Origin of the sequence: Bifidobacterium magnum (genome assembly GCF_000741255.1) — a bacterium.
Taxonomy (GTDB): Bacteria; Actinomycetota; Actinomycetes; order Actinomycetales; family Bifidobacteriaceae; genus Bifidobacterium; species Bifidobacterium magnum.
Genome location: NZ_JGZB01000003.1, coordinates 298,437 through 323,815, shown reverse-complemented (window position 1 = coordinate 323,815; position 25,379 = coordinate 298,437). Strand labels below are relative to the sequence as shown.

The following is a 25,379-nucleotide window of genomic DNA, read 5'->3' as shown; positions in this document are numbered from 1 at the left end:
TGGCATCACAATTGTTGGTGCGAGCGAATACACCCTTTGTATCGCTCAGTCGAACAGCGTCCAAGGCTGGCTCGGACGGCTCTTCAAATATCCCTCTTGCCAGTTCCACTGCGGATGCTGCTGCATGAACGCTTCGGCGTCGAAAGCCTCGCCGTCGGCACGTCCAAAAATGCCCCACATGCGGAGATTGTCAATATCGGAGGCGTCGGCGCACTTGCCGTCCACCGAGCCACCGGGGAAGAATGGAATGTTCCATACGCCGTTGGGATCGTCCGCAAAGTATTGCGGGTCCACGTCGTAATGGGCGCAAATGTCGCGCGAGCTCGGGCAAATGTAGCCCAGGTACGGGTCAAACTTGTCGGCGAGAATCTGCTTGGCCATTTCGTCATCGATATGGCCCGAGACTTCCGGCATGAGCTGTTCGAGGCGGGCGCGGCGGGCTCCCGTCTGCTGGCGCACGTCGTTGTATCCGTTGTCCACGCATTCAAGATTGCGGATCTTCGGGTTGTGGGCGGCGTTGCAGCCGTAGAAGTAACCGTCGGTGGTGCGCAGCAGCTCCTGGTGCTTCAGCCCCTCCTCATAGCGCGCGATCTCGTTGGTATTGGTGTCCACCAAGAGCCAGATGTTGGCATAGCCGCCATTGTTGCCCTTGTTTTCAATCTCGACCCACTCGTCGATAGAGTTCGCGTACTGCGTGGCCTTGCGGGCGCGCACATATTCGGGGATGCCGTTCTCGTCATAACCCATGAAGCCGGCGAGCGTCGTTTCGGTCACGCCGAGGCCCGCGGAAGTGACATAGAAGTCCATCATCGAGGAAATGTATCCCGGCACGGTCTGCATCTTGATGGAGTTGCCGTGCGTCGGATGGATGACCTCACATACGTTGAAGTACTGGCCGCTCCAGAATTCGTCAAAGCTTTCGTGCGCGATCACAGGGCGTCCGTCAACGGTCGCCGAGCCCGTCGCCACAAAGCCCGTGCAGTGCGAGGACTTGGCCGGCGGATTGTTGCTGTACTGGCTGGCGACCTGCGGCCACCAATAGCCCGTGACTTCCATCCACGCGTTCCAGCCGATCACGTCGTCAAGCGTGGTCGGGAAACCGCCCGCGGTGAAGCCGTCGGCCATGCCTTGCATTTCGTCAAGGTATTCCTGGTCGATCTTGTCCTTGTGCATTTTCACGGCTTGGTCCACGAAGAAGGAATATTCCATTCCCATGGTTTCCATGGTCATATGCGTGTATACGCGGATCGCGTCGCGGAACTCGTCCACCAGCAGGTAACCGTGCTGGAAACCGATTTCGTACGGCTCGCCTTGGACCGTGATGTAATGCCAACCGTTGACGTCCCGGCGGGACGCCTTGTTCATTATCTCCTGTTGTTGATCAGTGAGACTCGACATGATGTTCGATGCTCCTTGTGTGTATCCCCTTGTTACTGAGCCAACTTAGTCAGAGGATTTTCAAGGAAAGCCGAGTTATTTTGAAAGACAAAACCGCCACTCCCCCAGCGCAACGCGATTGTCCCGGGCGTCATTCCATATTAAAATGACGCAATTTCGCAGCCTGCAATTTACCCACGGTAAAAAATCGAAAAATGAGGCGCAGTTTAACCACATTTTATTTTTTGAACCGCCGCATTATGATGCGGGCGTAACCGATTTTTATTAGATATTCACGCGCCGTTTCGTCTTATTGGTCCCACATACAAGAATGCCGGCACCTTGTCGATGCCGGCATTCTGGGAATTGCCTTTGAATATGCTGCTTTCATCCGGGAAAATCCATGGACGACAGCTTACATGTTCAGCTTTGTCCACTCCATGCCACGTGCAAGACGCCATAAGGCGTGTCGCGGATGTTAGTGACGGGGGTCATTCCTTATGGTTTTCTCCCGATTTCTTGTGCTTGTTCCAACGGTCGCCCGACCCAAGCGTGTGCTTGCGCACGTCCTTCTGGCTTTCGGGATGCGTTTCATCGAAGCCTTGCACGTAACGCGTATGGCGCCATTCGTCGATGGCCGCGTTCGTGCCGCGGTGGTGCACGTGGTACAGGCGCTGGGCGCCGCCAAGCGGACGCCCCTCGCGCGCCACGGCGATCTGGTTCACGTTCGAGGCGTCACCCGCGGCGATCGGGGCGGTCGGCTCGGTTTCCGTAGGAGCCAGCGTGTGGCGTTGCATGCGGCTCGGCAACCATTCGGCCAGACGGCTCAACAGCCAGCAGATGATGAAGTAGATGACGGCGGCCACCACGAGCGTCTGCAGAATGTTGAAGTACATGGAACCCAAACGGCGCGATTCCTGCAACAGGTCCGTATACATGATGATGGAGCCGAGGGCCGTGTCCTTAAGCACCACGACGAGCTGCGTGACGGCGGCGGGCAACATGGCGTAAATGGCCTGCGGCACCTCGATGCTCATCAGCGACTGCGTGCGCGTAAGGCCCAATGCCAAACCGGCCTCATGCTGGCCGTGCGGCAAATTGCCCACGCCCGAACGCACGAGCTCAGCCACCACGGATCCGTTGTACAAAATAAGCGACAGCACCACGGACCAGTACGCGGGGCTCGGCAGTCCCGCGAACGCGAACGCGCGCCAGAAGAAGATCATCATGATCAGCACGGGCACGGCTCGGCAGAATTCGATGACGATGGCGCACACGCCCCGGACGGCCGCGCTCGGCAGCAGACGGCCGATGCCGAAGAACAGGCCGAAAATCACGGCGCCGATCACGGCGACGATGGAGGCACGCAACGTGGCCCACAAGCCGGGCAGGTAGAAGTCGCTCCACGCTTCCCATTCCAGCGCGGGCTTCCACAATTCCCAGCTCAGCTGGTTTTCGCCGTCCGGCGGATTGTGCAAGCGCATGAGGATAAGTACGAGGACGGCCACGAAAATGATGCCGGCGACCCAATTGAGAATGCGGATGCGCTTGCGTCCCTTGGGACCCGGTTCGTCGAACAGTACGCTACTTTCTTGTGCACGATTCATTGCGCGTCACCTCCTCACCGCGAGCTTGTTGGACAGGTACGTGGTCAGCAAACCGATCGGAATGATCATGATGACGTAGCCGAAGGCAAAGATCAGGAAGATCTGGATGATCACGTCCGGACGGTACTCGATCATTTCGCTCATCAACGACGAGGTTTCGGTGGCTACCGAAGCGGCGGCCGCGACGGTCGAGTTCTTCAGCAACGCGATCAACGTGTTGCCCAATGGCGCCACGGAGCCGCGCACGGCCTGGGGCAGGATGATCTGCGTGGCCGACTGCATGAAGTTCATGCCGAGCGCACGGGCGGCCTCGGCCTGTCCGAGCGGCACGGTGTTGATGCCCGAACGCAGCGACTCGCACACGAACGCCGCCGTATACAGGCTCAGGCCCACTACGGCAAGCCAGAAGAAGTTCACCGAGAACGTATCCGAGAAGCTGAGCTTCAACTGCGCGAACACGCCCAGCACCATGAACACCATGATGATCGTCAATGGCATGTTCTTGAACAGCTCCACATACGCGCCGGACACGGCGCGCAAGGACGAGACGGGCGCGATGCGCATCATGACGAGGATCACGCCAAGCACGGCGGCGAACAGCGCCGACCACAACGTCAACTCGATGTTGACGAGGAACGCGCCAAGAATGTTATAGGACTGGAATAGTGAAACGAACGCTTCCATGCTCACTCCCCCTCGTCCGGCGTCGGCGGATTGTACTTCCAATCCGGTTCATAGTTCGTGCCCTTCGTGTTTTCCTCGATGGCGCGATTCCATGAGCCGTCCTGGATCATGTCCTCGATGGCGTCGTTGATCTCGGTGGCGAGCTTCGTGTCGCCCTTCTTGATGCCCACGCCGTAGTATTCCTGCGTGAACGGCTTGCCGACCACCCTCAGGCGGCCGCGCGAGGCGGACGCGAGACCGGCGAGAATAATGTCGTCGGTGGTCACGGCGTCAACAATGCCGCTAAAGAGGGCCGTGGCGCATTCCGCATAGCCCGGCTGTTCCATGAGCTGGACCTGCTTGGCGAACTTTTCCTTGACCACCACGGCAGAAGTGGAACCCGTCACGGAGCACAGGCGCTTGCCGTTAAGGTCTTGGGGGCCATTGATGGAATGGTCGTCGGTACGCACCATAAGATCCTGTCCGGCCACGAAATACGGGCCCGCAAAGGAGACGGCCTGCTTGCGCTCGTCCGTGATGGAATAGCTGGCGAGGATCATGTCGACGTCACCGTTTTGCAGCATGGCTTCACGCTGCTTGGAAGGCGCTTCCTTGAACACGATTTGCGCCTCGGAATAGCCCATGGAACGCGCGATGTATTTCGCGACGTCCACGTCGAAGCCTTCATAGGTGCCCGACTTCTTGAAGCCGAGTCCCGGCTGGTCGAATTTGATGCCGATTTTAATCACGTTGCCGTTCGCCGAGTCTTGCGATCCGCAAGCGGCCACGCCAACCACGCACGCCACGGTACAGACCGCGGCGATGCACGTACGCCATAGCGCACGCAATGATTTGTGTGGACGGTTCATTGTATAGGTAACCCTTCTTGCGAAGAAAAGCGCGCCATGGCCGCGCCCGGCGGCATGGCGCATACGTATTTAGTGGGTGAGAATCTTGGACAGGAAGTCTTGTGCTCGCTCCGTCTTCGGATGCTCGAAGAACCCTTCCGGAGTGTCCTGTTCCAGAATCTGGCCGTCCGCCATGAATACGATGCGGTCGGCGGCCTTGCGCGCGAATCCCATTTCGTGCGTCACGCACAGCATCGTCATGCCTTCTCGCGCAAGTTCGACCATGACGTCAAGCACTTCGTTGACCATTTCCGGATCCAGCGCGGAGGTCGGCTCGTCGAACAGCATGACCTTCGGATGCATGGCCAGTGCGCGGGCGATGGCCACGCGCTGCTGCTGGCCGCCAGAAAGCTGGGACGGCATCTTTGAAGCCTGGGAGGCGACACCCACACGGCTGAGCAGGTCCATGGCCTCGCGTTCGGCCTGCGTCTTGTCCATGCCGCGCACCTTGATCGGGGCCAGCGTCACGTTGTCAAGAATCGTCTTGTTGGCGAACAGGTTGAAGCTCTGGAACACCATGCCCACTTCGGCGCGCAGCTGTGCGAGCTCCTTGCCTTCCTGCGGCAGCGTCTGCCCGTCGATGCGGATTACGCCGGAATCGATAGTCTCCAGGCGGTTGATCGTGCGGCACATGGTGGACTTGCCGGAGCCCGAAGGCCCTACAATTACCAGTACCTCGCCCTTCTTCACGCGCAGATTGATATCTTTCAACACATGCAAATTGCCGAAATGCTTGTCCACATGTTCAAGTTCAACCAAATACTTCGGATTGTCCTCGACCAGAGGAGGCAGCATTTGTGGCGTTGTCGATTCAGTTAATTGGGTCATAGTCAGCCAGTCTATAAATCCTTTGTAAACATTACGAGTCAATAGCTGCATAACATGCGCATTGATGCATCTTTTTCCCCTGAGTCCAACATATTGGACAACCTTTGTATTCCCCTAGAAAAAGTGCGATTCTCCACCATTTCTCCATACCCCATATATGGTCGCGGGACGCATATCGCCGTGGCGTGCGTCTCGGAATCGGTAATACAAAAGTTACAAAGCACCGAATAATTATGCAGCGCTTGGGGCAATCAGTCTTCCATGTGCAGCGAATTGTTCAGGAACGCGAGCGCCTCGCCCAGCGCCTCTTGGCGGTCGGAACCTTCGAATCCGTGCGTCAGGTGTTCATAGTAGCTCGCGCGGCAATCGGTCATGGCCGCCTCGTAGTTCTTGGCCACGGGTTCGGTCACCACGGTGTCTTCGCCGCCCTGGATGGCGAGCGCCGGACCGTGGAAGCGGGCGGCCGTTTCGTATACGGGCAGCATCTGGTTGATGCGCGAGTATTTGCCGTCGAAACGGTGGCCGTCTCCCAGGTCGATCACGTCGGGCACGTGTAGCGGGTCGAATGGTACTCCCATGAGGTCGCCGCGCAGGGCGTTGTCTTTGAGCGACGCCGCGCACGAGAGCATGACCAGCGCCTTGACCACGTCCGCGTACATGCCGGCCACCATGCCCGCGATCGTGCCGCCTTGGGAGTGGCCAAGCAACGCGATGTCGCTGACGTTGGCGTGCTTGCGCACGTATTCGAGTACGGCGATGGCGTCTTCCGTCTCGTTGAACACGTCGGATTTTTCGAATGCGCCGCCGCTTTTGCCATGTCCGTTGAAGTCGAAACGCACGCTGATGTAGCCGGCGTCCACGAGCATGTCGCTGATGTCCTGCATGAGTCCGCCGTTGTAGCCGCTGTCGGTAAGCAGTCCGTGCATGATGATGACGGCGGGCCTGCGTATGGTGTCCGCCGCGCGTTCGATGCGCACGTGGATCGGCAGTCCGTCGCGGTCGATGTCGGTTTCTATTTTCTTGCGTCCTACCATAAGGGTTCCCTTTCCTATGGATCGTATCTTATGGTTTTAGAGTAGGACGCTTCGCGCTTCTTGCGTTTTCATTCATTTCAGGGCGCATTATGCTGCGGCTGCGGGCCGCGCGACCATGATCATGGTCATATTTATGGACGGATTTATGGACACGGCAATTCCGTTTGACGATCGTCATGCGTCCGTATTGCGGTTCCTTGGAAAAATACTTGCAATTTGCGGGTGAACCCGCCACTATGGGGGCATCGCGTGCATTGCCGAGCAATCGACAGGATTCTGATGCGCGCGTAGAAGGGAATATGTATGACTACTCAAGTTGCAGTGGTTACCGGTGCGGCTCGCGGTATCGGCCGCGGTATCGCGGTCAAGCTTGCGGAAGACGGATTCGACATCGCCGTCGCCGATCTTGAGTCCCAGCGCGACGAGGCGCAGGAGACGATCGCCCAGATCGAAGCCGTGGGACGTACGGCGTTCTTCCGTCCGACCGACGTTTCCGACCGCGACGACGTGTTCGGACTGGTTGAGGACACGGTTCGCGAACTGGGTACGATCGACGTGATGGTAAACAACGCCGGCATCTGCCAGGTGGTTCCGATCGGCGACATCACGCCTGAACAGCTCGAGCAGATTTACCGCATCGACGTGTTCGGCGTGGTTTACGGCATCCAAGCCGCTTCCGCGAAGTTCATCGAGCTGGGCAAGAAGGGCAAGATCATTTCCGCGTCCTCCATCGCCGGCTTCGAGGGCTTCCCCACACTGGCGGCCTATTCGGGCACCAAGTTCGCCGTGCGCGGCATCACGCAGGCTGCGGCCCAGGAGCTTGCGCCGCACCAGATCACGGTCAACGGCTACGCCCCGGGCATTGTGGACACGCCAATGTGGACGTTCATCGACGAACAGATGCATGAACTCAACGGCAAGCCGATCGGCCAGAACTTCACGGACATGGTCGGTACGATCGCACTGGGACGCTGCGAGCTTCCGGGCGACGTGGCCGGTGTCGTGTCGTTCCTCGCCAGCAAGAACGCCGATTACGTGACGGGCCAGACCGTTATCGTGGACGGCGGCATGCAGTACCGCTGACGCGCCATATAGGTCAACAACCGATAATGCCCCCGTTTCCGCAAGGAGACGGGGACATTGCTATTGCGAGTATTGAGCCTATTCCACGGTATAGTGCGCGATCAAGAATTGGGCGATTTCTTCCAGCGCTTCGCCGCGATCCTTGCCGATGAACGTGTGCCCCAGATCGTTGTAGAAGGATGCTTCGCAATGCGGCATGACCTTGGCGTACTCTTCGGAAGCGTGGGGGCTCACGACAGCGTCGTCGCGGCCTTGCACGCACAGCGTTTGCCCTTCGAACGCGCTGGTCGTCTCATAAATCGGCAACATGCGCACCACGCGCGGGAACCGTCCACTGATCGTGGCGTCACGCCCCGGAATCACGAGCCGCTCGGAAACATGCTCGGGATCGAATTGCGCGTTCTGGACATGGCCGGCCTGCGCATCGGTTTTAGCGGTGGCGGCCGGAGCCATAAGCACGAGCGTATGAATCACGTCGGCATACAGTCCCGCCGTCATGCCCGCGATCACGCCACCAAACGAATGGCCGAGCAGCGAAATCTCGTCGACTTCATCGAGATTGCGCACGTATTCGAGTACGGCCATGGCGTCCTCGATCTCGCGGTATGCGTCGAATCCGTTGCGCTCCCCTCCCGATTCTCCGCGACCGTCAAAATCAAAACGCACAGTGATGAAGCCTTCGGCCACGAGCTTGTCGGAAAGCTCCGCAAACAGGCTGTCCGGTTCGTATCCCAGATTCCCGAGGAATCCGTGCATCATGATGACGGCCGGATATTTGCGCCCCGTCGTTCCGTTCATCTCGGGGCGCGTAATGCGCGTATGCAGGGCCACTCCCTCGCGTTCAATATTTAGATCTTCCACCTGAAACGTCATATCCGACCTCCTTGTAGAGCATGGACGATTGCCGCATGGCCTTCGCAATTCGACAGTGCCACTGTGCGCCATGGGCAAACCGGCGCCCAGTATATGGAGATTTCCCTGCGGTTTCCTGTATTCAGCTATCGGGACGAAAGAAAAATCCCCGCTTCCTTGTGGAAGCGGGGATATCGTCATATGCGCACTATGGCGCTACGATCCTGAACGGAATTGAATCGATCAGTCCTCGTCCTCGTCGGGATCGTAGTCCACACCGGTTTCAGCGCGCTGCTCGGCGGAAATCGGAGCCGGAGCGCCCGTCAGCGGATCGCGGCCGCCGCCGGCCTTCGGGAAGGCGATGACGTCGCGGATCGAATCGACGCCTGCCAGAATGGAGGCGACACGATCCCAGCCCAGCGCGATACCCGCGTGAGGCGGAGCGCCGTACTTGAAGGCCTCGAGCAGGAAGCCGAACTTGTCGTTGGCCTCGTCCTCAGAAATGCCCAGCACGTCGAGCACGCGGTCCTGGATATCGTCGCGGTGGATACGTACGGAACCACCGCCGATTTCGTTGCCGTTGCACACGATGTCGTAAGAGTCGCTCATCGCGTGTTCCGGATCCTTGTCGAAGGTGTCGATCCAGTCCTTGCTCGGCATGGTAAACGGATGGTGCATGCTCGTCCACTGGGAGTGGCCGACCGCCACATCGTCGTCATCCGGATCATCGGCCTTCTTGAACAGCGGGAAGTCCACCACCCACGTGAACGCGAACTGGTGCGGATCCAGCAGGCCTGCACGGCGAGCCAGTTCCACACGCACGGCGCCCAGCAGCAGCTGGGAGGATTCACGGGAGCCGGCGGCAAAGAACACGGCGTCGCCCTCTTCAGCGCCGACGGCTTCGCGCAGTCCCGCACGCTCTTCCTCGGAGAAGTTCTTGGCGACACCCTTGAGTTCGCCACCTTCCATGAACTGCACGTAGGCCAAGCCCTTGGCGCCATGCTGACGGGCCCAATCCTGCCATGCGTCGAACTGGCGGCGAGGAGTGGAAGCGCCACCCTTGAACACCACGGCGCCCACGTACGGAGCCTGGAACACGCGGAACGGCGTGTTCTTGAAGTAGTCGGTCAGTTCCACGAGCGGGTTGCCGAAACGCAGGTCAGGCTTGTCGGAACCATACTTGTCCATGGCTTCCTGCCACGTGATGCGCGGCAGCGGCAGCGTCACTTCGTAACCCGCGGACTCCCAGATGGCCTTGATGACCTGTTCGGCCATGGCCATCACGTCTTCCTGGTCCACAAACGCCATTTCCATGTCGAGCTGCGTGAACTCGGGCTGGCGATCGGCACGGAAGTCCTCGTCACGGTAACAGCGGGCCAGCTGGTAGTAGCGTTCCACGCCAGAGACCATGAGCAGCTGCTTGAGCAGCTGCGGGGACTGCGGCAACGCGTACCACGAGCCCGGCACCAAGCGGGCCGGCACCACGAAATCGCGGGCGCCTTCCGGCGTGGACTTGATCATCGTAGGCGTTTCCACCTCGGTGAAGCCCATCTCGTCAAGGGCACGGCGTGCGGCCTTGGCCATGTTGGAACGCAGCTTGATGTTGCGCTGCATGGCGGGACGGCGCAGGTCGAGGTAACGGTACTTCAAGCGAGTCTCTTCGCTCGGCAGCTTCGTCTCGGTCTCGTTCTCGAGAGCCGTAGACACCTGGAACGGCAGCGCGGCGGACTTGGCGAGCACCGTCACCTTGTCGGCGACGACCTCGTACTTGCCCGTGGCCAGATGGTCATTGGCGTTGCCCTCCGGACGAAGGCGAACGGTGCCCTCGACCTCGACAACAAACTCGTTACGCAACGGGCGAGCCATGTCCTCGTCATCGATCACGACCTGGATCAGGCCCGTCGAATCACGCAGATCGATGAATGCCACTCCGCCGTGGTCGCGGCGGCGGTCGACCCAACCGGAAAGGGTAACGCGCTTGCCGACCAAATCGTCGGTCACGTCAGTGGCATGATGTGTACGATAAGCCGTCTGGCTCATGCTTCCTCACTTCTCAATGGTGTGTTAAATTTTCCGTTCGCAGTTCCGACACGCCCAGTATTTCAGGCGTTGACGCTCACCGTTTGCTGGGCATACACAGTATCCGGCTCCCAAGACCGCACATCGGCCGGCTGCTGTTCACCGGTAATGATGTTCTTCACCTCGTCGCCTTCGTGTTCCGTATCCTCGTTCGCTTCCGACGGGAACCACACGTACGGGATGCCGAGCTTGCTGGCGTACTTGATCTGCTTGCCGAGCTTGGCTGCCGTGGGCGCCACATCGGCGCTGATGCCGCGGTCGCGCAGCGCCTGCGCGATATGGTTCGACGTCGCGCGATCCTGTTCGTCCCACACGGCCACGAGCACCGCGCTCGGGGACACACGGGAGGCTTCCGCGCCGGCCGTGTGCAGCATGTACGACACCAAACGGGACAGGCCGATGGACAGGCCCACACCCGGGTACTTCTTGTTGCCCTGGGACGCAAGGTTGTCGTAACGACCACCAGAACAGATTGACCCAAGAGAGCTCGCACCATCGAGGAACGTCTCATATACTGAACCCGTGTAATAGTCAAGGCCGCGGGCGATCTTCAAATCGGCGATCACGGCGCCCGGACGGATGCGAGCGGCTTCGTCCACAATCATGGCCAGCGTGCGCAGTCCCTGCATGGCCAGATCGTAAGCTTCGGATTCATGCGCGATGCCGTGGGCGTCGCACAGGGCGTTGAACTTCTCTTCAAGTTCCGCGCCGTCGGCGGCGTTCAGGTCGGCGAGCTCGAGGCAGGCGCGAGCCTGGGCCTCGGTAGCACCACATTCGCTGACCAGCAGCTTGGTCACCTCGTCGGGACCGATCTTGTCAAGCTTGTCGATTTCGCGCAGCACACCTTCAATATCTTCCAGGCCGAGCCCGCGGTAGAAACCTTCGGAAAGCTTGCGGTTGTTAGCGTGCACGGTGGCCTTGGGCAGACCGAACTCGCGCAGTCGTTCGAGGGCGGAGACCATGACGAGTGGAAGCTCCACTTCATAGTGGTCGGGCAGATCGCCATTGCCGATCACGTCGATGTCGGCCTGGACGAACTCGCGGAAGCGGCCTTCCTGAGGACGCTCGCCACGCCACACTTTCTGGATCTGCCAACGCTTGAACGGGAACGCGAGGGCCCCGGAATGTTCCACCACGTAGCGGCTCAGCGGCACCGTAAGATCGAAATGCAGGCCGAGACGGTCCTCGACCGGCGTGTCCGCCTCGTTGCCGACGTCCTGCAAGCGGCTCAGCAAGTAAATTTCCTTGCTGGTCTCGCCCTTCTTCAGCAGGCTGGAACCCTGCTCCACGGCACGCGTCTCAATGCCGATGAAACCGTTGAGCTCAAAAACGTTGCGCAGAGTATCGATAACGCGCTGCTCAACGACGCGTTCCGACGGAAGCCACTCTGGAAAACCTGAAATAGATGAACCTTTTGCCATGAATCCATATAATATGTGGGGTTACGTATAAATTATGCGTACCCTGTATCTGGGGCTCTTCGTAGACTAGAGGCCTATGGGAACCGGCCAAGGAGTTGGCCAAACCCGCCTGTCACTGAAGCTAAGGAGCTGACTATGGCCGACAACACTGTCACCACTGCTGAATCTCATCAGACCGCCAAGGGAAACGCGCAGACGGCGCCCACCCCGGCAACCGTGAAACCACACGCTCCCTCTCCCGCCGCGCTTGCGCAAAACACCCACGCTCCCGTCCGCGCACATGCCACGAACGAGCAGCAAGCGCTCGAGCAGGCGCAGTCGTTTGGCCGCGTTGACGACAACGGCACCGTATTTGTTCGCCAGGATGGTTCGGAACGTGAGGTTGGTCAGTTCCCGAACGCAACGGCGCAAGAGGCGCTCAACCTGTATGCGCGCCGCTACCTCGAGCTCAAGTCGAAGCTCGACCTGTTCGCCACTCGCTTGAAGGCCAGCAACATCAAGCCTCGCGAGATTGAAGAGACGTTGACCGTATTGGGCAATGAAGTGGCCCATCCGGATGTTGTGGGCGACATTGACGCGCTGCAGCAGCAGTTCGCCAAGCTCAAGCAAGCCGGCGAACTCAAGCGCGAGCAGATCGCCGCCGCACGCAAGGCCGCCATGGAAAAGGCCATCGCCGAACGCACGCAGATTGTGGAAGAGGCCGAACAGATCGCCGCGAGCCTCGGCGACAACACGAACTGGCGCAACACCGCCGCCAAGTTCCGTTCGCTGTTCGACCAGTGGCAGCAGCATCAGCGCACGGCCGCGCGCATCGACAAGACGGAAGCCGACGTGTTGTGGAAGCGTTTCTCCACCGCCCGCACGAAGTTCAACCAGGAACGCCGCAAGTGGTCGCAGAACCGCGAGGCCGAACATACGCAGGCCCGCGCCGCCAAGGAAGCCATCATCGCCGAAGCCAACGAGATCAAGGATTCCACGAACTGGGCCGAAACAAGCCGCCAGTTCAACGACCTTATGGCCCGCTGGAAGCGCTCGGGACGCGCCGGCCGCAGCGAGGACGACGAACTGTGGGCACAGTTCCGTCTCGCCTGCGACACGTTCTACAATGCACGCCAGGCCGCCCGCGACGAGGAAAACGCCCAGGAGTGCGAGAACCTCTCCAAGAAGGAGGCGCTGCTCGCCCAGGCCCAGGCGCTGCTGCCCGTGAACAACGCGCAGGAAGCGAAGCAGGCGCGACAGAAGCTCGCCGCCATCCAGGAGGAATGGGACCAGATCGGTTACGTGCCGCGTGACGACAAGGGCCGTATCGAATCGGGCCTTGACGCCGTGGACCGCCAGATCAAGGCCGTGGAGGACGCCGCATGGAAGCGTTCCGATCCGGAAGCCGACGCGCGCAAGTCCAGCTTCGAAGGCCAGCTCCAGGAGCAGCTCGCCCAGATCACCGAGCAGATCGCCGCAGAGAAGGATCCGAAGAAGAAGGCCAAGCTGGAAGCCGAAAAGGCGACCAAAGAACAGTGGCTGAACGCCATCAAGTGACCGTCAGGCAATCGGGCGTTTGCCCGGTTCTCCCCCGGCGGCGCTGGCAGGTGTTGACAATGGCCGCCGGAGCTGGGCCAGACCGCTTGAAACTTATATAACAGCTAAGGGGCGCTTCCCGAAGGAAGCACCCCCTTAGCATATGCAAATCGTAAAAATTCAGTGCGGCAGTACTAGCGAGATCACTCGAACATCAGCATGTTCGCGTCTTCACGCGGGCCGTTGTACTTGACGCCGTCGAACACGAGGAACACGCCGGCCTGGGCATGGTCGCCGCTCAGGTGGTCGATGTTCGTTTCCGGAACCTCGTTGACGAGCTCCTGCACGCGATCGCCTTCAGCGACGTAGCGGGCCGTGTTCAGCGACATTTCCTTGTCGTCGTTGACGGGCTGCAGTACGGAGTCGCAGTAGGACTTGAACAGCGTGCCGCAGGACTTGGTGGCGACATGGTGTCCGAAGCGCTCTTCGATCCAGCTCGACACGATCGTGCGGGCGATGGCCAGCAGCGGAGCGCGGAACGTGTGGATCTGCAGGGCCTCACGCAGGTTGGCTACCACTTCGTCGGTGGCGTCTCCCTCAAATTCCACTTCCTCGCCTTCATTGTGCTCCTTGTCGATCTGCTGGGCAACCAGGCGCACGAAGTCCTGGCCGAGCAGGGACACACCGCGCGAATCCGGGAAGTATCCGGCATATTCGCTCTTGACATACTCGGTGTATTCGTTTTCGAGTTCCTGAGCGTTCAGGTCGCAACCGCTCACGGATTCAATCTCAATAGCTTCCATCGTCATCACGATCCCTTCATTGGACGTCATGTTTTGTAACGGTCACATGGTACGAACGCGAATCTGAAAGCTTTCTGAACATTGCATGCGAATATGCAGATGGGCCCGCATGCACCTTGGTACATGCGGGCCCATCACAATGTGCATACTGCACTTAAACCCTTGGCATTACTGCCTTTTACGCGGCTTCCGCGTTGGTGTCGGCCTCAGGCTGAGCTTCAGGCTGCTTCTCGGATTCATCGGAATCCTGTTCGCTCTGGGTCTGTGAGAACGGCTCGCCCGTGAACGTGAATTCACCCAAGATGCCTTCGCCCTGGGCGTCGACCACGATGCGTTCGCCGTCAGTCAGCTCGCCCATGAGGATCTTCTCGGAGATGGCGTCCTCGATGTCGCGCTGGATCACGCGGCGCAACGGACGGGCGCCCAGCAGCGGATCGAAGCCCTTCTCGGCCAGAAGATCCTTGGCGCGCTCGGTCAGGTCGATCTCCATGTGGCGCTCGAACAGGCGCGTGTTGAGATCCTTGACATCGAGGTCGACGATCTCGCGCACCTGCGGCTCGGTAAGCTGGCGGAACACGATGATGTCGTCCAGACGGTTGAGGAACTCCGGACGGAACTGCTGCTTGAGCTCGTTCGAGACCTGGTCCTTCATGCGCTGGTAGCTCGACTCGGTGTTGGATCCCAAGTTGAAGCCCGTGTTCGCGGCCTTCGCGATGTCGCGCGTACCGAGGTTCGTCGTCAGGATGATGATCGTGTTCTTGAAATCGACCTTGCGCCCCTGGCCATCGGTCAGGTGGCCGTCGTCCAGCACCTGCAACAGCGTGTTGAAGATGTCCGGATGGGCCTTTTCGATTTCGTCGAACAGCACCACGGAGAACGGCTTGCGGCGTACCTTTTCGGTCAGTTCGCCGCCCTCTTCGTAGCCCACGTATCCCGGAGGCGCACCGAAGAGTCGCGACGCGGCATACTTCTCGGAGAACTCGGACATGTCCACACGGATCAAGGCGTCCTCGTCGTCGAACAGGAATTCGGCGAGCGTCTTGGCCAGCTCGGTCTTACCCACGCCGGTCGGACCGGCGAAGATGAACGAACCCGAGGGACGGCGCGGATCCTTCAGACCCACGCGCGTACGGCGAATCGAGCGGGACAGGGCGGAAACCGCCTCGTCCTGGCCGATAATGCGCTTGTGCAGCTCGGCTTCCATGTTCAGCAGCTTCTTGGACTCGGCCTGCGTCAGCTTGACTACCGGAATACCCGTGTTCTGCGAGATGACTTCGGCGATAACGTCCTCGTCCACGACCATCTTCACATCGGATTCGCCCTCGCGCCAGGATTCTTCCTTCTCCTTGCGCTCGGACTCGAGCTTCTCCTGCTTGTCGCGAAGCTCCGCGGCCTTCTCGAACTCCTGGTCCTTGATGGCCTCATCCTTGTCCTTGGCGATCTTGGCGATACGCGTATCGAGATCCTTGAGCTCCGGCGGAGCCGTAAGGCGCTTGATGCGCAAACGCGCTCCGGCCTCGTCGATCAAGTCGATAGCCTTGTCGGGCAGGTTGCGGTCCTGGATGTAGCGGGCGGAAAGCTCCGCGGCGGACTGCAACGCGTTGTCCGTGATCGTCACGTGGTGATGGTTCTCGTACCGCGCGCGCAGGCCCTTGAGGATCTCGATCGTTTCCGCGATCGACGGCTCGTTGACCTGAATCGGCTGGAAACGGCGTTCAAGCGCCGCGTCCTTCTCGATGTACTTGCGGTATTCGTCCGTAGTCGTAGCGCCGATCGTCTGGAGCTCGCCACGGGCAAGCATCGGCTTGAGCATGTCGGAAGCGCCCAGAGCGCCATCCGCGGAGCCCGCACCCACGATCGTGTGGATCTCGTCGATGAACAGCACAATGTCGCCGCGCGTCTTGATTTCCTTGAGCACCTTCTTGAGTCGCTCCTCGAAATCGCCACGGTAGCGCGAACCGGCCACCATCGAACCGAGATCCAGCGAGTACACCTGCTTGCCCTTAAGCGTTTCCGGCACGTCTCCGGCGTTGATCTTTTGCGCCAGGCCTTCAACCACGGCCGTCTTGCCGACACCAGGTTCGCCAATAAGCACCGGGTTGTTCTTGGTACGGCGGGAAAGCACCACCATGACGCGCTCGATTTCCGAGCTACGGCCGATCACCGGATCAAGCTTGCCTTCGGCGGCTTCCACGGTCAGGTTGCGACCGAACTGGTCGAGAATGGCCGAGCCGTTCTGGTTGCGCTTGTCCTGCACGCCGCCGGCGTTGGCAAGGTCGCCCTTGTCGCCTTCGCCCGTGGAGTTGCCACGGATGGCGTCAATCACGGTGCTGCGCAGGTCGGACAGATCCACGTCCATCTTGATGAGCACCTGCGTGCCCACGCCTTCGCCCTCACGGATGAGGCCGAGAAGAATATGTTCCGTGCCAATGTAGCTGTGACCGAGCTGCAACGCTTCACGCAGCGAAAGCTCAAGCACCTGCTTGGCGTGCGGAGTGAAAGGAATATGTCCGCTTGGCGCGGCATTCCCCTTGCCGATCATTTCCACAACCTGCTTGCGCGTATCGTCCAACGTCACGCCTTTGGCGGCGAGCGCCTTCGCGGCCACTCCGTCGCCTTCACGAATCAGCCCAAGCAGCAGATGCTCGGTGCCGATGTAGTTGTGCTGCAGGGCGCGAGCTTCCTCTTGCGCCAGCACAATCACGCGTCGTGCACGGTCTGTAAACCGTTCGAACATGCTTGTCCTTCCATTTTGTACAATCCTTCATCACTCTACAAATTTGACGTGACGTTTATTTCCAATATCTGCACTTTCATTTTTCCGGATATCTGTTCTCTACAAAAGCTTTACGCTATGCTGATTTACATAGGCAAAGCTAAAGGGGGCATGATGGCACAGACGCAAATTCATGATTACGCCGCGCTCACCGCCGACATCGTGGTGGGCATCGACGGCACCACGGAATCGTTCGCAGCATTGCGCTGGGCGTTGCGCCAAGCCGAGATTACGGGCCAGACCGTCAACGCCGTGTACGGGTGGTCGTACAGCTGGGACATGGGTCCCGAACCGCAGACCGAAGAGGACGAGCAGAAGTTGCGTACGCGCGCGGCCAACCAGTTGCGCGAGTGGGTGGATTCAGCTCTCGATAATTTTGATCTGGCAGATGAACAGATCCGTCTCACGTCGTTCAAGTCGTCGGGTTCCACGGCCTTGCTCGACATTGGCAAGAACGCGCAGCAGATTGTGGTGGGGCGCCGTACAATGAACAAGTTCCTGCGCTTTATCCGCGGTTCGCTGTCCATGTCGCTGGCCGAGGAGGCGCTTGTTCCCGTCACGGTGATCCGCACTTCTTCGGACGAGGATTTGACGGTGCAGGACGAGATCGCCAACGCGCTGACTCCCGACGACCAGGTGTACCGCTATGAGCGGCCCACCTCTCCCATTCCGCGTACGAGCAGGCCGATCGTAGTGGGTGTGGACGGTTCCGACTATTCACGCAACGCGCTGCTGTTCGCGGCTTCGCTGGCGCGCATCCACAATGCGCCGTTGCATGTGATGTATTGTTGGCAGTACCGTGATCTGGGATCCATCGAGGGCTATGAGACCGCGGTGCCGCCAATGAAGGTAGCGCAAGAATTTGCGGAGAACAAGGTGCGAGCGATGGTGGAGCGCGCCCAGCTGCCCGAGGATGTGGATGTGCATATCGACACGTTCCATATTTCGGCGGGCAAGGGGCTCGTCAGTGCGTCTCGTTACGCGCGCCATATTGTGGTGGGCTCGCGCGGATTGACGGGACTGGACGCCCATTTCCTGGGTTCCGTCTCCAAGCAGGTGCTCAATTCCGCCGAATGCAACGTGACGATCGTGCACTGAACGGATCTCGATTATATATAAATTACGATCATATATATAAATTAAATAGAATAAATAAAGGGACTCGCGTAATGCAAGTCCCTTTATTGTTGCCGGATTGACGAACCGGATCAGTCTTCGGCCGGCTGCGCGTCCGTCTCCGGTTCCGATTCCTGAACCGTCTCGACCGCGGGCTGTTCGGCCTGTTCGATGGCCGCTTCCTGTTCGGCGTGGGCCATTTCCGCCTCGCGCAACGTTTCGGATTCCGGCACGTCCACCGTCTCGATGCCCGTGTCCTGCGCTTGCTGTTCCTCCTGATTTTCGTACGACTCCATCAGTTCCACATCGGAGCGCTCCTCGCGGGCGCGCTGCGCCACGATGTCGATATGCAGATCGTCGTACGCGGGCTTGGTCTGGATCCAGATGTGCGACGGCTCGGGCGGCTCGATTTCGGAATGCTCGCCGCAACCGTGATCGAGGGAGACCACACGGCCGTCGTCCGGGCTCCAACGGTTCGCACACACGCCGAACATGGAGTTGAGTTCCCCCTGCAACGGGATGAAGAATCCGCACGTCTCGCAAGTATTGCCGTCCGCCGCGCGCGTGGAAAGCGACTTGGGTCCGTGCGGACCGTCGTACCAGCGCTTGGCGGTCTGGGAACGGCCCAGCGGACTCAAGACATGGCGCCTGCTCAAATCGAATTCCTGTACGATCTGCTCAGTCTCCTGCGCGTCCGCACGGTCCTCGTCGTCCGTCTTCTGCTCGCCGTCCACGCCCGGCTCGAGACGCTTGTCGTCCGGATCGGTACCCAACGCGTCGGTCACGGACAGGTCCGAAGGCTCCAGGCGGTCCTTCCACGGAATCCATTTGGGCGCGAGCAACGCCTCGTCGGTGGGCGCGAGCGTGGACTCGTCCACGGTCCAGCGGTCCGCGTCCTCGTCATGGAACATGGTGACCGACCACTGCCAGCCCTCATATCCCCTTTTGAGCGAGACGAACCGGAAATCGGTCACCTGGTTGTCCAGTTCCTGCACGCCGGCGAATTCGCCGACCTCCTGCGGGTCCGCCGCCATTTCAATAGCAACGGCTCGGGCAATCGCCCGCGGGTCCACATCACCTAAAGCCATACATCAATCCTGTACATCGAAGTTGTCCGCCACGGCACGCATCACCTTCGCAAGTTTGGCGCTCTCCGCGGTAGACGGATACCGGTGATGACGCAACTGGTTGCCAGCGGCATCTAACAGTTTAATCAGATCCTCAACAATCGCCGCCATGTCGTCCGGCTTGGGACGTGTCGCCTTCACCAAGGACGGCTTGGCCGCGAGCAGCTGGACGTTCATCGCCTGCGGTCCCCTTCGGCCGTCGATCAGCGAATATTCGACCGGCGCGCCCTGACGCACGTTCTTGATGCCGGCCGGCAGCGACGTCGCCGGCATGAACACGTCTTTGCCGTGCTCGTTTTCAATAAAACCGTACCCTTTATTCGCGTTGAACCAACGCACCCTTCCGCTGGGCATTGCCACCTTCTTTTTGTCTATGTCTTTTCTATATGTATTATCCGTATCCGCCGTCCGTCAACGGGACGTTCTTACGCAAGAGCTGCGCCCCAATATGAGGCGCAGCTGAAACCGAACCATACTCTATCGCATGATTCGTGTGACGTACATGGGCAGCGGACGATCCTTACAATTCATGCTCATCGCGCTGCTCGCGAAAATCCTGGCTCAGCGGCAGCAGCATGGTGTAGGCCAGGCCGCCCGTCGGCGTACGCGAAGCGCAGATGAAGCCGTAGTGGGCCTGCACCACCGACAGCACGATCGACATGCCGAGGCCCGTGCCGCCCTTCTGACGGGCTCGGGACGGATCGGCCGTATAGAACCGTTCGAAAATCTTGGTGAGCTTGTCTTCGGGGACGCCGGGACCATGGTCCGTGAACCGCGCCACCACGTACTGCGTGCTCTTGGGATCGTGCGCTCCGTCCTTGCTGACCTTGTGCATGATCTTGGCGAGCGACTCCTGCCGGGGCGCGAGCTTGACCATCTGGCGCGGACTCATGTCGAGGCTGACCACGCCCAGCGAGAATTCCACGGGGGAATTGGCCGGCGTGTAACGGTGGATGTTGCCCACAATATTCGTGACCACCTGGTGCAGGCGGTTGCCGTCCACGTTCAGCGTCACATCCGGGAAATCGCCCGGATGGAAGATGAGCTCGGGATGCTTCGGGTTATGCGTGTTCACCGTCAAGGTGCCCGTGCCGATCTCACGTTCGGGATCCAACGCGTGCAAGTCGTCGATCGAATCGTTCAGGATCGTGCTCATGCGGATCTGCTGGGTCGGGTTCACACCGCGGCCTTCGTCCAAGCGAGCGAGCGAAAGCAGATCTTCCACCAACGCCGTCATGCGCGTACTGGAGGCCTCGATGTGTCCGATGGCGTCATCCGCGCGCTCAAAGGCGTCCGGCATGGCGCGCTGCATCTTGTACAGCTCGGCATAACCGTGGATGGCGGCCAAAGGCGTGCGCAGTTCGTGGCTTGCGTCGGAGACGAACTGTTTCATCTTCTCCGTGGTGGCCTCTTGCTCCTTGAAGCTGTGTTCAATATGACCAAGCATCTTGTTAAGTGAACGCGACAGCGAGCCGACTTCGGTATTGACAGGCGCCTCCGGAATACGCTGGCTCAAATCGCCGTCCGCGATCTGCGCCGCGGTCTTCTCGATGCGCTTGAGCGGCTTCAACGTGCGCTGCACCACCAGCGCGCTGATCACGCCGCCCAACAACACCACCGCGATGCCCACCAGCACGCAGAAACGCGTCAGCATGCTCAACGTGTCAAGCTGGTCGCTGAGCGACAGGCCGATATAGACGATACCCAGATCCTGGCTGGTGCCGTTGCTTGTCTTATTTACCCATGTCAACGCCACCACGCGCCATGGCGCTTCGGCCTGTTCGAGCGTGGCGTGGTTCGGCGGACGCTTCACGTCACGCAGCGAGACCACGGCGTCCGTAGTAAACGGCACGCCCAGACGGTGCCCCTGCAAATCACCGTCGTTGGGCAATACCGGAGAGGATACCACCCCGTCCTTGAACACGGGCTGCACAAGCGTGGTCGCAACGCCCTGCTGGTTGCTGTAGACCTTGACGTAATAGCTCGTCAGACCGCTTTGCGAGCCCGAGCTGTGTTCCAGCATGTCGGTATTGCGGAACACGAGCTCGGACTGCTGCAGCAGCTGGGAGTCGGTTTTTTCCATTAGGTAGTTGCTTACGAGCTCACGAATCGACAGCGTGATACTCGCAGTGCCCACTGCCAGCAACACGATAATAAGCGTAACGAGCTTGGTGCTCAGTGAAACGCCGACGCCGGGTTTGCGGCGTTTGTCCTTGGCTTTCTGGGCAGGTCGTTGCGACGATGGTGCGGATGAGGTAGTAGTGGCACTCGCCTTGGCGCGAGGCATGAAGACCCCCTTGGTTTACTTACTCTTTTGGTGCGCGAATCATGTAGCCGATGCCGCGTTTGGTTTCGATCAGCGGCTGTACCTTGTGCGTGGTGCCGTCTTCGTCGGTTACCGTGATGTCGTCGACCTTCTTGCGCAGATAGGAGATGCACGATTCCACGATTGCCGCATCGCCGCCCCAATCATACTGCCATACGTGATCCAGGATCTGCGCCTTGGAGAGTACTCGTCCCTCGTTGTCCATCAAATACAGCAACAGCTTGTATTCGGTCGGGCTCAATTCAATGGGCTGTCCCGCGCGCGTCACGTCGTGGGAATCCTCGTTGATTTCCAAATCGCCCACGCGGATGATCGGGTTGTCCTCGGCCGGTTCGCGCGTACGGCGCAGGATGGCGCGGATACGTGCCACCACTTCTTCAAGGCTGAACGGCTTGGTGACGTAATCGTCGCCGCCCACGGTCAATCCCATGACCTTGTCTTGGGTGTCGTCGCGTGCCGTAAGGAATAGCACAGGCGCGGTAATGCCCTCCTGGCGGATGCGGCGCGTGACGGTAAAGCCGTCGATATCCGGCAGCATGACGTCCAGAAGGATGAGATCGGGCTGCGTCTGTTCAATAACCTCGATGGCTTCAGAACCTGACGCGGCCGCGGCGACTTCATAACCAGCAAAATGAAGGGAAGCCACAAGCAGTTCGCGAATTGACGGCTCGTCGTCTACCACTACGAGCGATGCTTCAGTATTCTTGTTCATAATAGACATGGTTGTCCTATATTCTGAAAGTTTCCTGAGAATCTTCTGGAATAGTAGTAACGGGTCCGGAAATTTTTCGGAGAGGTTAGTTTTTCGCGCGTTTTCCCGAGTGCCGGCCGGCCTTCTTCGGGTGCTTCTTGCGCCAGATGATAAAGGCAACAACAGCCGCCGCCAACAGTACGACTATCACAACCACCACAACAACGATTACGGGCCTGCTCTTGCGCGACTCGGCGTCCTTATGAGCGGTGTCGATGGCCGTCATCATGTCGAGGGCGCTTTGCGTCCAATTGGGAGACTGTGAATCCTTATGGTTGACGATCGGATCCAACGCGGCGTCGGAAAGTTGCGCCACAGTCTGCTTGTCCTTGAGCCATTCGTCGGAATTGGAAGACACTGCCGTCACGAGGTTGCCATCATTGGACGCCACGGCCAACAGGACCGTGTTCGGCTTCGGGTCGAGGGAATCCAGCAGTTTCGTAGCCCATTCGGAAGGTTCCTGCGTGGTGTTGAACGACGGCAGGAACAACAGGCGCACGGTCACGCCCGTCTCGCGGTACGTATTGGCGATCGCGTCGCTTACCTCGGTCAAATGCGAACCCAACAAATTGTTCGGATCCACAATGGCGCTTTCATCCGCGCTGGCGGCCGCCGACTTCTCGGAAGATGGTGAAGACGAGGAGGACGGCGCCGGGGACGCTTCATCGGCATAGGCGGACGGTGTAGCGAGGGACATTCCTGCACACAGCGCAACGGCGATCAGCAACGCCACGAGCGATTGCCAGATCCGGGCCACGATATGAATTCCGTGTGGTGCACGCGAAATCGCCGACGCCTGTGGATAAGCGGAGCGTCCGACCACACCTGCCGGCCGGACTGTTCCCGAAAGAGTTGATGCCATATGTTCTACAGTAGCGGTTCGATCCGGATTCGTTAACCGCAAAACACCCCCGAAATCTCAATACCGCCCAAGAGAGGAAGTGGTTTCATGGCACAATACCGCGTAGATTCGGAACGCATCCAGGCGTCGAGCGCCGCCGTCAATTCATCCGTCACGGCGATCAGGCAGGCCGTCGACGGCATGTATACCAACCTTAACGCGCTGCAAGAAGTGTGGACGGGTTCGGCAGCCACCCAATTTACCGCCGTGGCCGCCCAATGGCGCGCCGCGCAACAGCAAATGGAGCAGTCCCTCGACTCCATTCAGCGCGCGTTGACGCAGGCATCCACGGTATATGCGGACGCGGAATCCCAAGCCTCGCGCCTATTCGCGCAATAAGGGGCGCTCCGAGAATAGAAAAACGGCGCAGCCTTGCGACTGCGCCGTTTTTACCGATTAGTTACCGATCGGGGATCAGTAGCCCATGTCCTGGGCCGGAGCGGCTGCCGGCGGTTCCGGCTTGTTGGCCACTACGGCTTCGGTCGTCAGGAACAGGCCCGCGATGGAAGCGGCGTTCTGCAGAGCGGAACGCGTCACCTTCACCGGGTCCGTGACACCGGCCTTCATGAGGTCTTCGTACTTGCCCGTTGCAGCATTCAGGCCTTCGCCGGCTGGCAGCGAACGAACCTTATCGAGCACCACGTCGCCAGACAGACCAGCGTTATCGGCAATCTGCTTGAGCGGAGCAGTAATGCCACGGAACACAATGGCAGCACCAGTAGCTTCGTCGCCTTCGAGGGAAACGTTCTTCTCAGCCGTCTCAGCAGCCTGTACCAGAGCGACACCACCGCCGGGCACGAGGCCTTCCTCAATGGCGGCCTTGGCGTTGCGCACGGCGTCTTCGATGCGGTGCTTACGTTCCTTGGCTTCCACCTCGGTTGCGGCACCCACCTTGATGACGGCCACGCCACCAGCGAGCTTAGCAAGACGCTCCTGAAGCTTCTCACGATCGTAATCGGAGTCCGTGGCTTCGATCTCAGCGCGGATCTGGGCGACGCGGGCTTCCACGTCTTCCTTGGAGCCTGCGCCGCCAACAATCGTGGTCTCGTCCTTGGAAACGATGACCTTCTTGGCCTGGCCCAGCACCGACAAATCGATGGAGTCGAGCTTGAGGCCGAGTTCTTCGGACACGACCTGGCCGCCCGTCAGGATGGCCATATCCTGCAGCATAGCCTTACGACGATCGCCAAAGCCCGGAGCCTTTACAGCGCAGGACTTGAAGGTGCCACGAATGTTGTTCAGGATGAGCGTTGGCAGTGCTTCGCCGTCAACATCTTCTGCGATAATCAGCAGCGGCTTGCCCGTCTTCATGACGAGCTCGGCGATGTGCACCACGTCCTGCTGCGACGAGACCTTGCTCGAGGTCAGCAGGATGTACGGATCGTCGAGCACAGCCGTCTGATCCTCAGCGTTCGTGACGAAGTACGGGGAGATGTAGCCCTTGTCGAAGCGCATGCCTTCGGTGAACTCGAGGTCCAAGCCGAAACGATTGTTGTCTTCCACGGTCACGACGCCATCCTGGCCGACCTTGTCGAGCGCTTCGGCGATCTTCTCGCCGACTTCCGGATCGGCAGCTGAAATCGTTGCGGTTGCAGCAATCTGCTCCTTGGTTTCTACCGGCTTAGCGGATGCCACGAGTTCCTTGACGATGGCGTCAGAAGCCTTCTCCACACCACGGCGCAGAGCGATCGGGTTGGAACCGGCCACCACGTTCTTCAGGCCTTCGTGCACGAGGGCCTGGGCGAGCACGGTCGCGGTCGTGGTGCCGTCGCCTGCGACGTCATCCGTCTTCTTGGCGACTTCCTTGACGAGCTCGGCGCCGATGCGCTCGAACGGATCTTCCAGATCAATTTCCTTAGCGATGGACACACCATCGTTGGTGATAGTCGGAGCGCCATAAGTCTTATCGAGTACTACGTTGCGGCCCTTCGGTCCCAGCGTGACCTTTACGGTGTTGGCGAGCTTGTCGAGGCCCGCGAGCATTCCCTGGCGTGCTTCCTCGTCGTATTCAATGATCTTTGCCATTGTTGTTGTTCCTCCACATGGTGTATGCGGTTAACGATTCCACTCCAGCCGTTCGGGCGACCGACCGTCAGCTATAGGCCTCCGTTGCGACTCAAGTGCTACTTCGGCAGATTAGCACTCTCACCCCACGAGTGCCAACACGAGCCATGACGAATTTGCTTACGGCAAGAGCTTTCCGGACGAAACC

21 protein-coding genes are annotated in these 25,379 nt (G+C 59.6%); 4 read left to right on the top strand and 17 right to left on the bottom strand.

Annotated elements, in window-relative coordinates:
* Positions 1 to 45: 45 nt before the first annotated feature.
* The 6 genes from BMAGN_RS03345 to BMAGN_RS03320 form a co-directional block, all read right to left on the bottom strand.
* Positions 46 to 1,398, bottom strand: coding sequence for a C45 family autoproteolytic acyltransferase/hydrolase (locus tag BMAGN_RS03345; protein ID WP_022859294.1), 1,353 nt, complete (start codon positions 1,396 to 1,398; stop codon positions 46 to 48).
* Between the two features lie 470 nt (positions 1,399 to 1,868).
* Positions 1,869 to 2,984 (bottom strand): amino acid ABC transporter permease, encoded by a 1,116-nt coding sequence (locus BMAGN_RS03340; protein WP_022859293.1) that lies wholly within the window; start codon positions 2,982 to 2,984, stop codon positions 1,869 to 1,871.
* A 6-nt stretch (positions 2,985 to 2,990) separates the two neighbouring features.
* Entirely contained in the window at positions 2,991 to 3,668 is a 678-nt protein-coding gene (locus BMAGN_RS03335) for an amino acid ABC transporter permease (protein ID WP_026501899.1), read from the bottom strand.
* A gap of 2 nt (positions 3,669 to 3,670) precedes the next feature.
* Positions 3,671 to 4,516, bottom strand: coding sequence for a glutamate ABC transporter substrate-binding protein (locus BMAGN_RS03330; RefSeq protein ID WP_022859291.1), 846 nt, complete (start codon positions 4,514 to 4,516; stop codon positions 3,671 to 3,673).
* A 69-nt stretch (positions 4,517 to 4,585) separates the two neighbouring features.
* Entirely contained in the window at positions 4,586 to 5,350 is a 765-nt protein-coding gene (locus BMAGN_RS03325; protein ID WP_022859290.1) for an amino acid ABC transporter ATP-binding protein, read from the bottom strand.
* Positions 5,351 to 5,634: 284 nt separating this feature from the next.
* Positions 5,635 to 6,417: an alpha/beta hydrolase gene (locus BMAGN_RS03320; RefSeq protein ID WP_022859289.1), complete on the bottom strand. Its 783-nt coding sequence runs from the start codon at positions 6,415 to 6,417 to the stop codon at positions 5,635 to 5,637.
* Positions 6,418 to 6,720: 303 nt separating this feature from the next.
* Here BMAGN_RS03320 and BMAGN_RS03315 point away from each other — a divergent pair, with 303 nt between their 5' ends.
* Positions 6,721 to 7,500: an acetoin reductase gene (locus BMAGN_RS03315; RefSeq protein WP_026501896.1), complete on the top strand. Its 780-nt coding sequence runs from the start codon at positions 6,721 to 6,723 to the stop codon at positions 7,498 to 7,500.
* A 78-nt stretch (positions 7,501 to 7,578) separates the two neighbouring features.
* On the opposite strand, the gene BMAGN_RS03310 is transcribed toward BMAGN_RS03315, so the two are convergent.
* From BMAGN_RS03310 to hisS, 3 genes are all read right to left on the bottom strand, one after another.
* A complete protein-coding gene (locus BMAGN_RS03310) occupies positions 7,579 to 8,373 on the bottom strand; it encodes an alpha/beta hydrolase family protein (RefSeq protein WP_022859287.1) in 795 nt (264 codons plus the stop codon).
* Between the two features lie 222 nt (positions 8,374 to 8,595).
* Positions 8,596 to 10,392: an aspartate--tRNA ligase gene (aspS, locus tag BMAGN_RS03305; protein ID WP_022859286.1), complete on the bottom strand. Its 1,797-nt coding sequence runs from the start codon at positions 10,390 to 10,392 to the stop codon at positions 8,596 to 8,598.
* Between the two features lie 62 nt (positions 10,393 to 10,454).
* Positions 10,455 to 11,852, bottom strand: coding sequence for a histidine--tRNA ligase (hisS, locus tag BMAGN_RS03300; protein ID WP_022859285.1), 1,398 nt, complete (start codon positions 11,850 to 11,852; stop codon positions 10,455 to 10,457).
* Between the two features lie 135 nt (positions 11,853 to 11,987).
* Here hisS and BMAGN_RS03295 point away from each other — a divergent pair, with 135 nt between their 5' ends.
* Entirely contained in the window at positions 11,988 to 13,388 is a 1,401-nt protein-coding gene (locus tag BMAGN_RS03295) for a DUF349 domain-containing protein (protein WP_022859284.1), read from the top strand.
* A 182-nt stretch (positions 13,389 to 13,570) separates the two neighbouring features.
* Here the strand turns inward: BMAGN_RS03295 and BMAGN_RS03290 are convergent, their stop codons facing one another.
* Positions 13,571 to 14,176, bottom strand: a complete 606-nt coding sequence (locus BMAGN_RS03290; protein ID WP_022859283.1) for a hypothetical protein — start codon at positions 14,174 to 14,176, stop codon at positions 13,571 to 13,573.
* A 172-nt stretch (positions 14,177 to 14,348) separates the two neighbouring features.
* Positions 14,349 to 16,907 carry an ATP-dependent Clp protease ATP-binding subunit gene (locus tag BMAGN_RS03285; RefSeq protein ID WP_022859282.1) on the bottom strand — a complete coding sequence of 853 codons (2,559 nt, stop codon included), beginning with the start codon at positions 16,905 to 16,907 and terminating at the stop codon, positions 14,349 to 14,351.
* Between the two features lie 153 nt (positions 16,908 to 17,060).
* Here BMAGN_RS03285 and BMAGN_RS08265 point away from each other — a divergent pair, with 153 nt between their 5' ends.
* The gene (locus tag BMAGN_RS08265) at positions 17,061 to 18,044 is read left to right on the top strand and encodes a universal stress protein (RefSeq protein ID WP_022859281.1); all 984 of its coding nucleotides are present in this window, start codon (positions 17,061 to 17,063) and stop codon (positions 18,042 to 18,044) included.
* Between the two features lie 110 nt (positions 18,045 to 18,154).
* Here the strand turns inward: BMAGN_RS08265 and BMAGN_RS03275 are convergent, their stop codons facing one another.
* The 5 genes from BMAGN_RS03275 to BMAGN_RS03255 all read right to left on the bottom strand — a co-directional run bounded on the left by BMAGN_RS03275 (position 18,155) and on the right by BMAGN_RS03255 (position 23,023).
* Positions 18,155 to 19,150, bottom strand: a complete 996-nt coding sequence (locus BMAGN_RS03275; protein ID WP_022859280.1) for a DUF3027 domain-containing protein — start codon at positions 19,148 to 19,150, stop codon at positions 18,155 to 18,157.
* 3 nt (positions 19,151 to 19,153) lie between these two features.
* Positions 19,154 to 19,543 carry a cold-shock protein gene (locus BMAGN_RS03270; protein ID WP_022859279.1) on the bottom strand — a complete coding sequence of 130 codons (390 nt, stop codon included), beginning with the start codon at positions 19,541 to 19,543 and terminating at the stop codon, positions 19,154 to 19,156.
* 166 nt (positions 19,544 to 19,709) lie between these two features.
* A complete protein-coding gene (locus tag BMAGN_RS03265; protein WP_051892913.1) occupies positions 19,710 to 21,476 on the bottom strand; it encodes a HAMP domain-containing sensor histidine kinase in 1,767 nt (588 codons plus the stop codon).
* 19 nt (positions 21,477 to 21,495) lie between these two features.
* The gene (locus BMAGN_RS03260) at positions 21,496 to 22,227 is read right to left on the bottom strand and encodes a response regulator transcription factor (RefSeq protein WP_034250304.1); all 732 of its coding nucleotides are present in this window, start codon (positions 22,225 to 22,227) and stop codon (positions 21,496 to 21,498) included.
* An 85-nt stretch (positions 22,228 to 22,312) separates the two neighbouring features.
* Complete coding sequence (locus tag BMAGN_RS03255) at positions 22,313 to 23,023, bottom strand: TPM domain-containing protein (RefSeq protein ID WP_051126588.1); 711 nt, start codon at positions 23,021 to 23,023, stop codon at positions 22,313 to 22,315.
* Between the two features lie 192 nt (positions 23,024 to 23,215).
* On the opposite strand from BMAGN_RS03255, the gene BMAGN_RS03250 reads away from it, so the two are divergent.
* Complete coding sequence (locus BMAGN_RS03250; RefSeq protein ID WP_022859275.1) at positions 23,216 to 23,506, top strand: WXG100 family type VII secretion target; 291 nt, start codon at positions 23,216 to 23,218, stop codon at positions 23,504 to 23,506.
* 75 nt (positions 23,507 to 23,581) lie between these two features.
* Here the strand turns inward: BMAGN_RS03250 and groL are convergent, their stop codons facing one another.
* Complete coding sequence (gene groL / locus BMAGN_RS03245; protein ID WP_022859274.1) at positions 23,582 to 25,192, bottom strand: chaperonin GroEL; 1,611 nt, start codon at positions 25,190 to 25,192, stop codon at positions 23,582 to 23,584.
* Positions 25,193 to 25,379 lie beyond the last annotated feature (187 nt).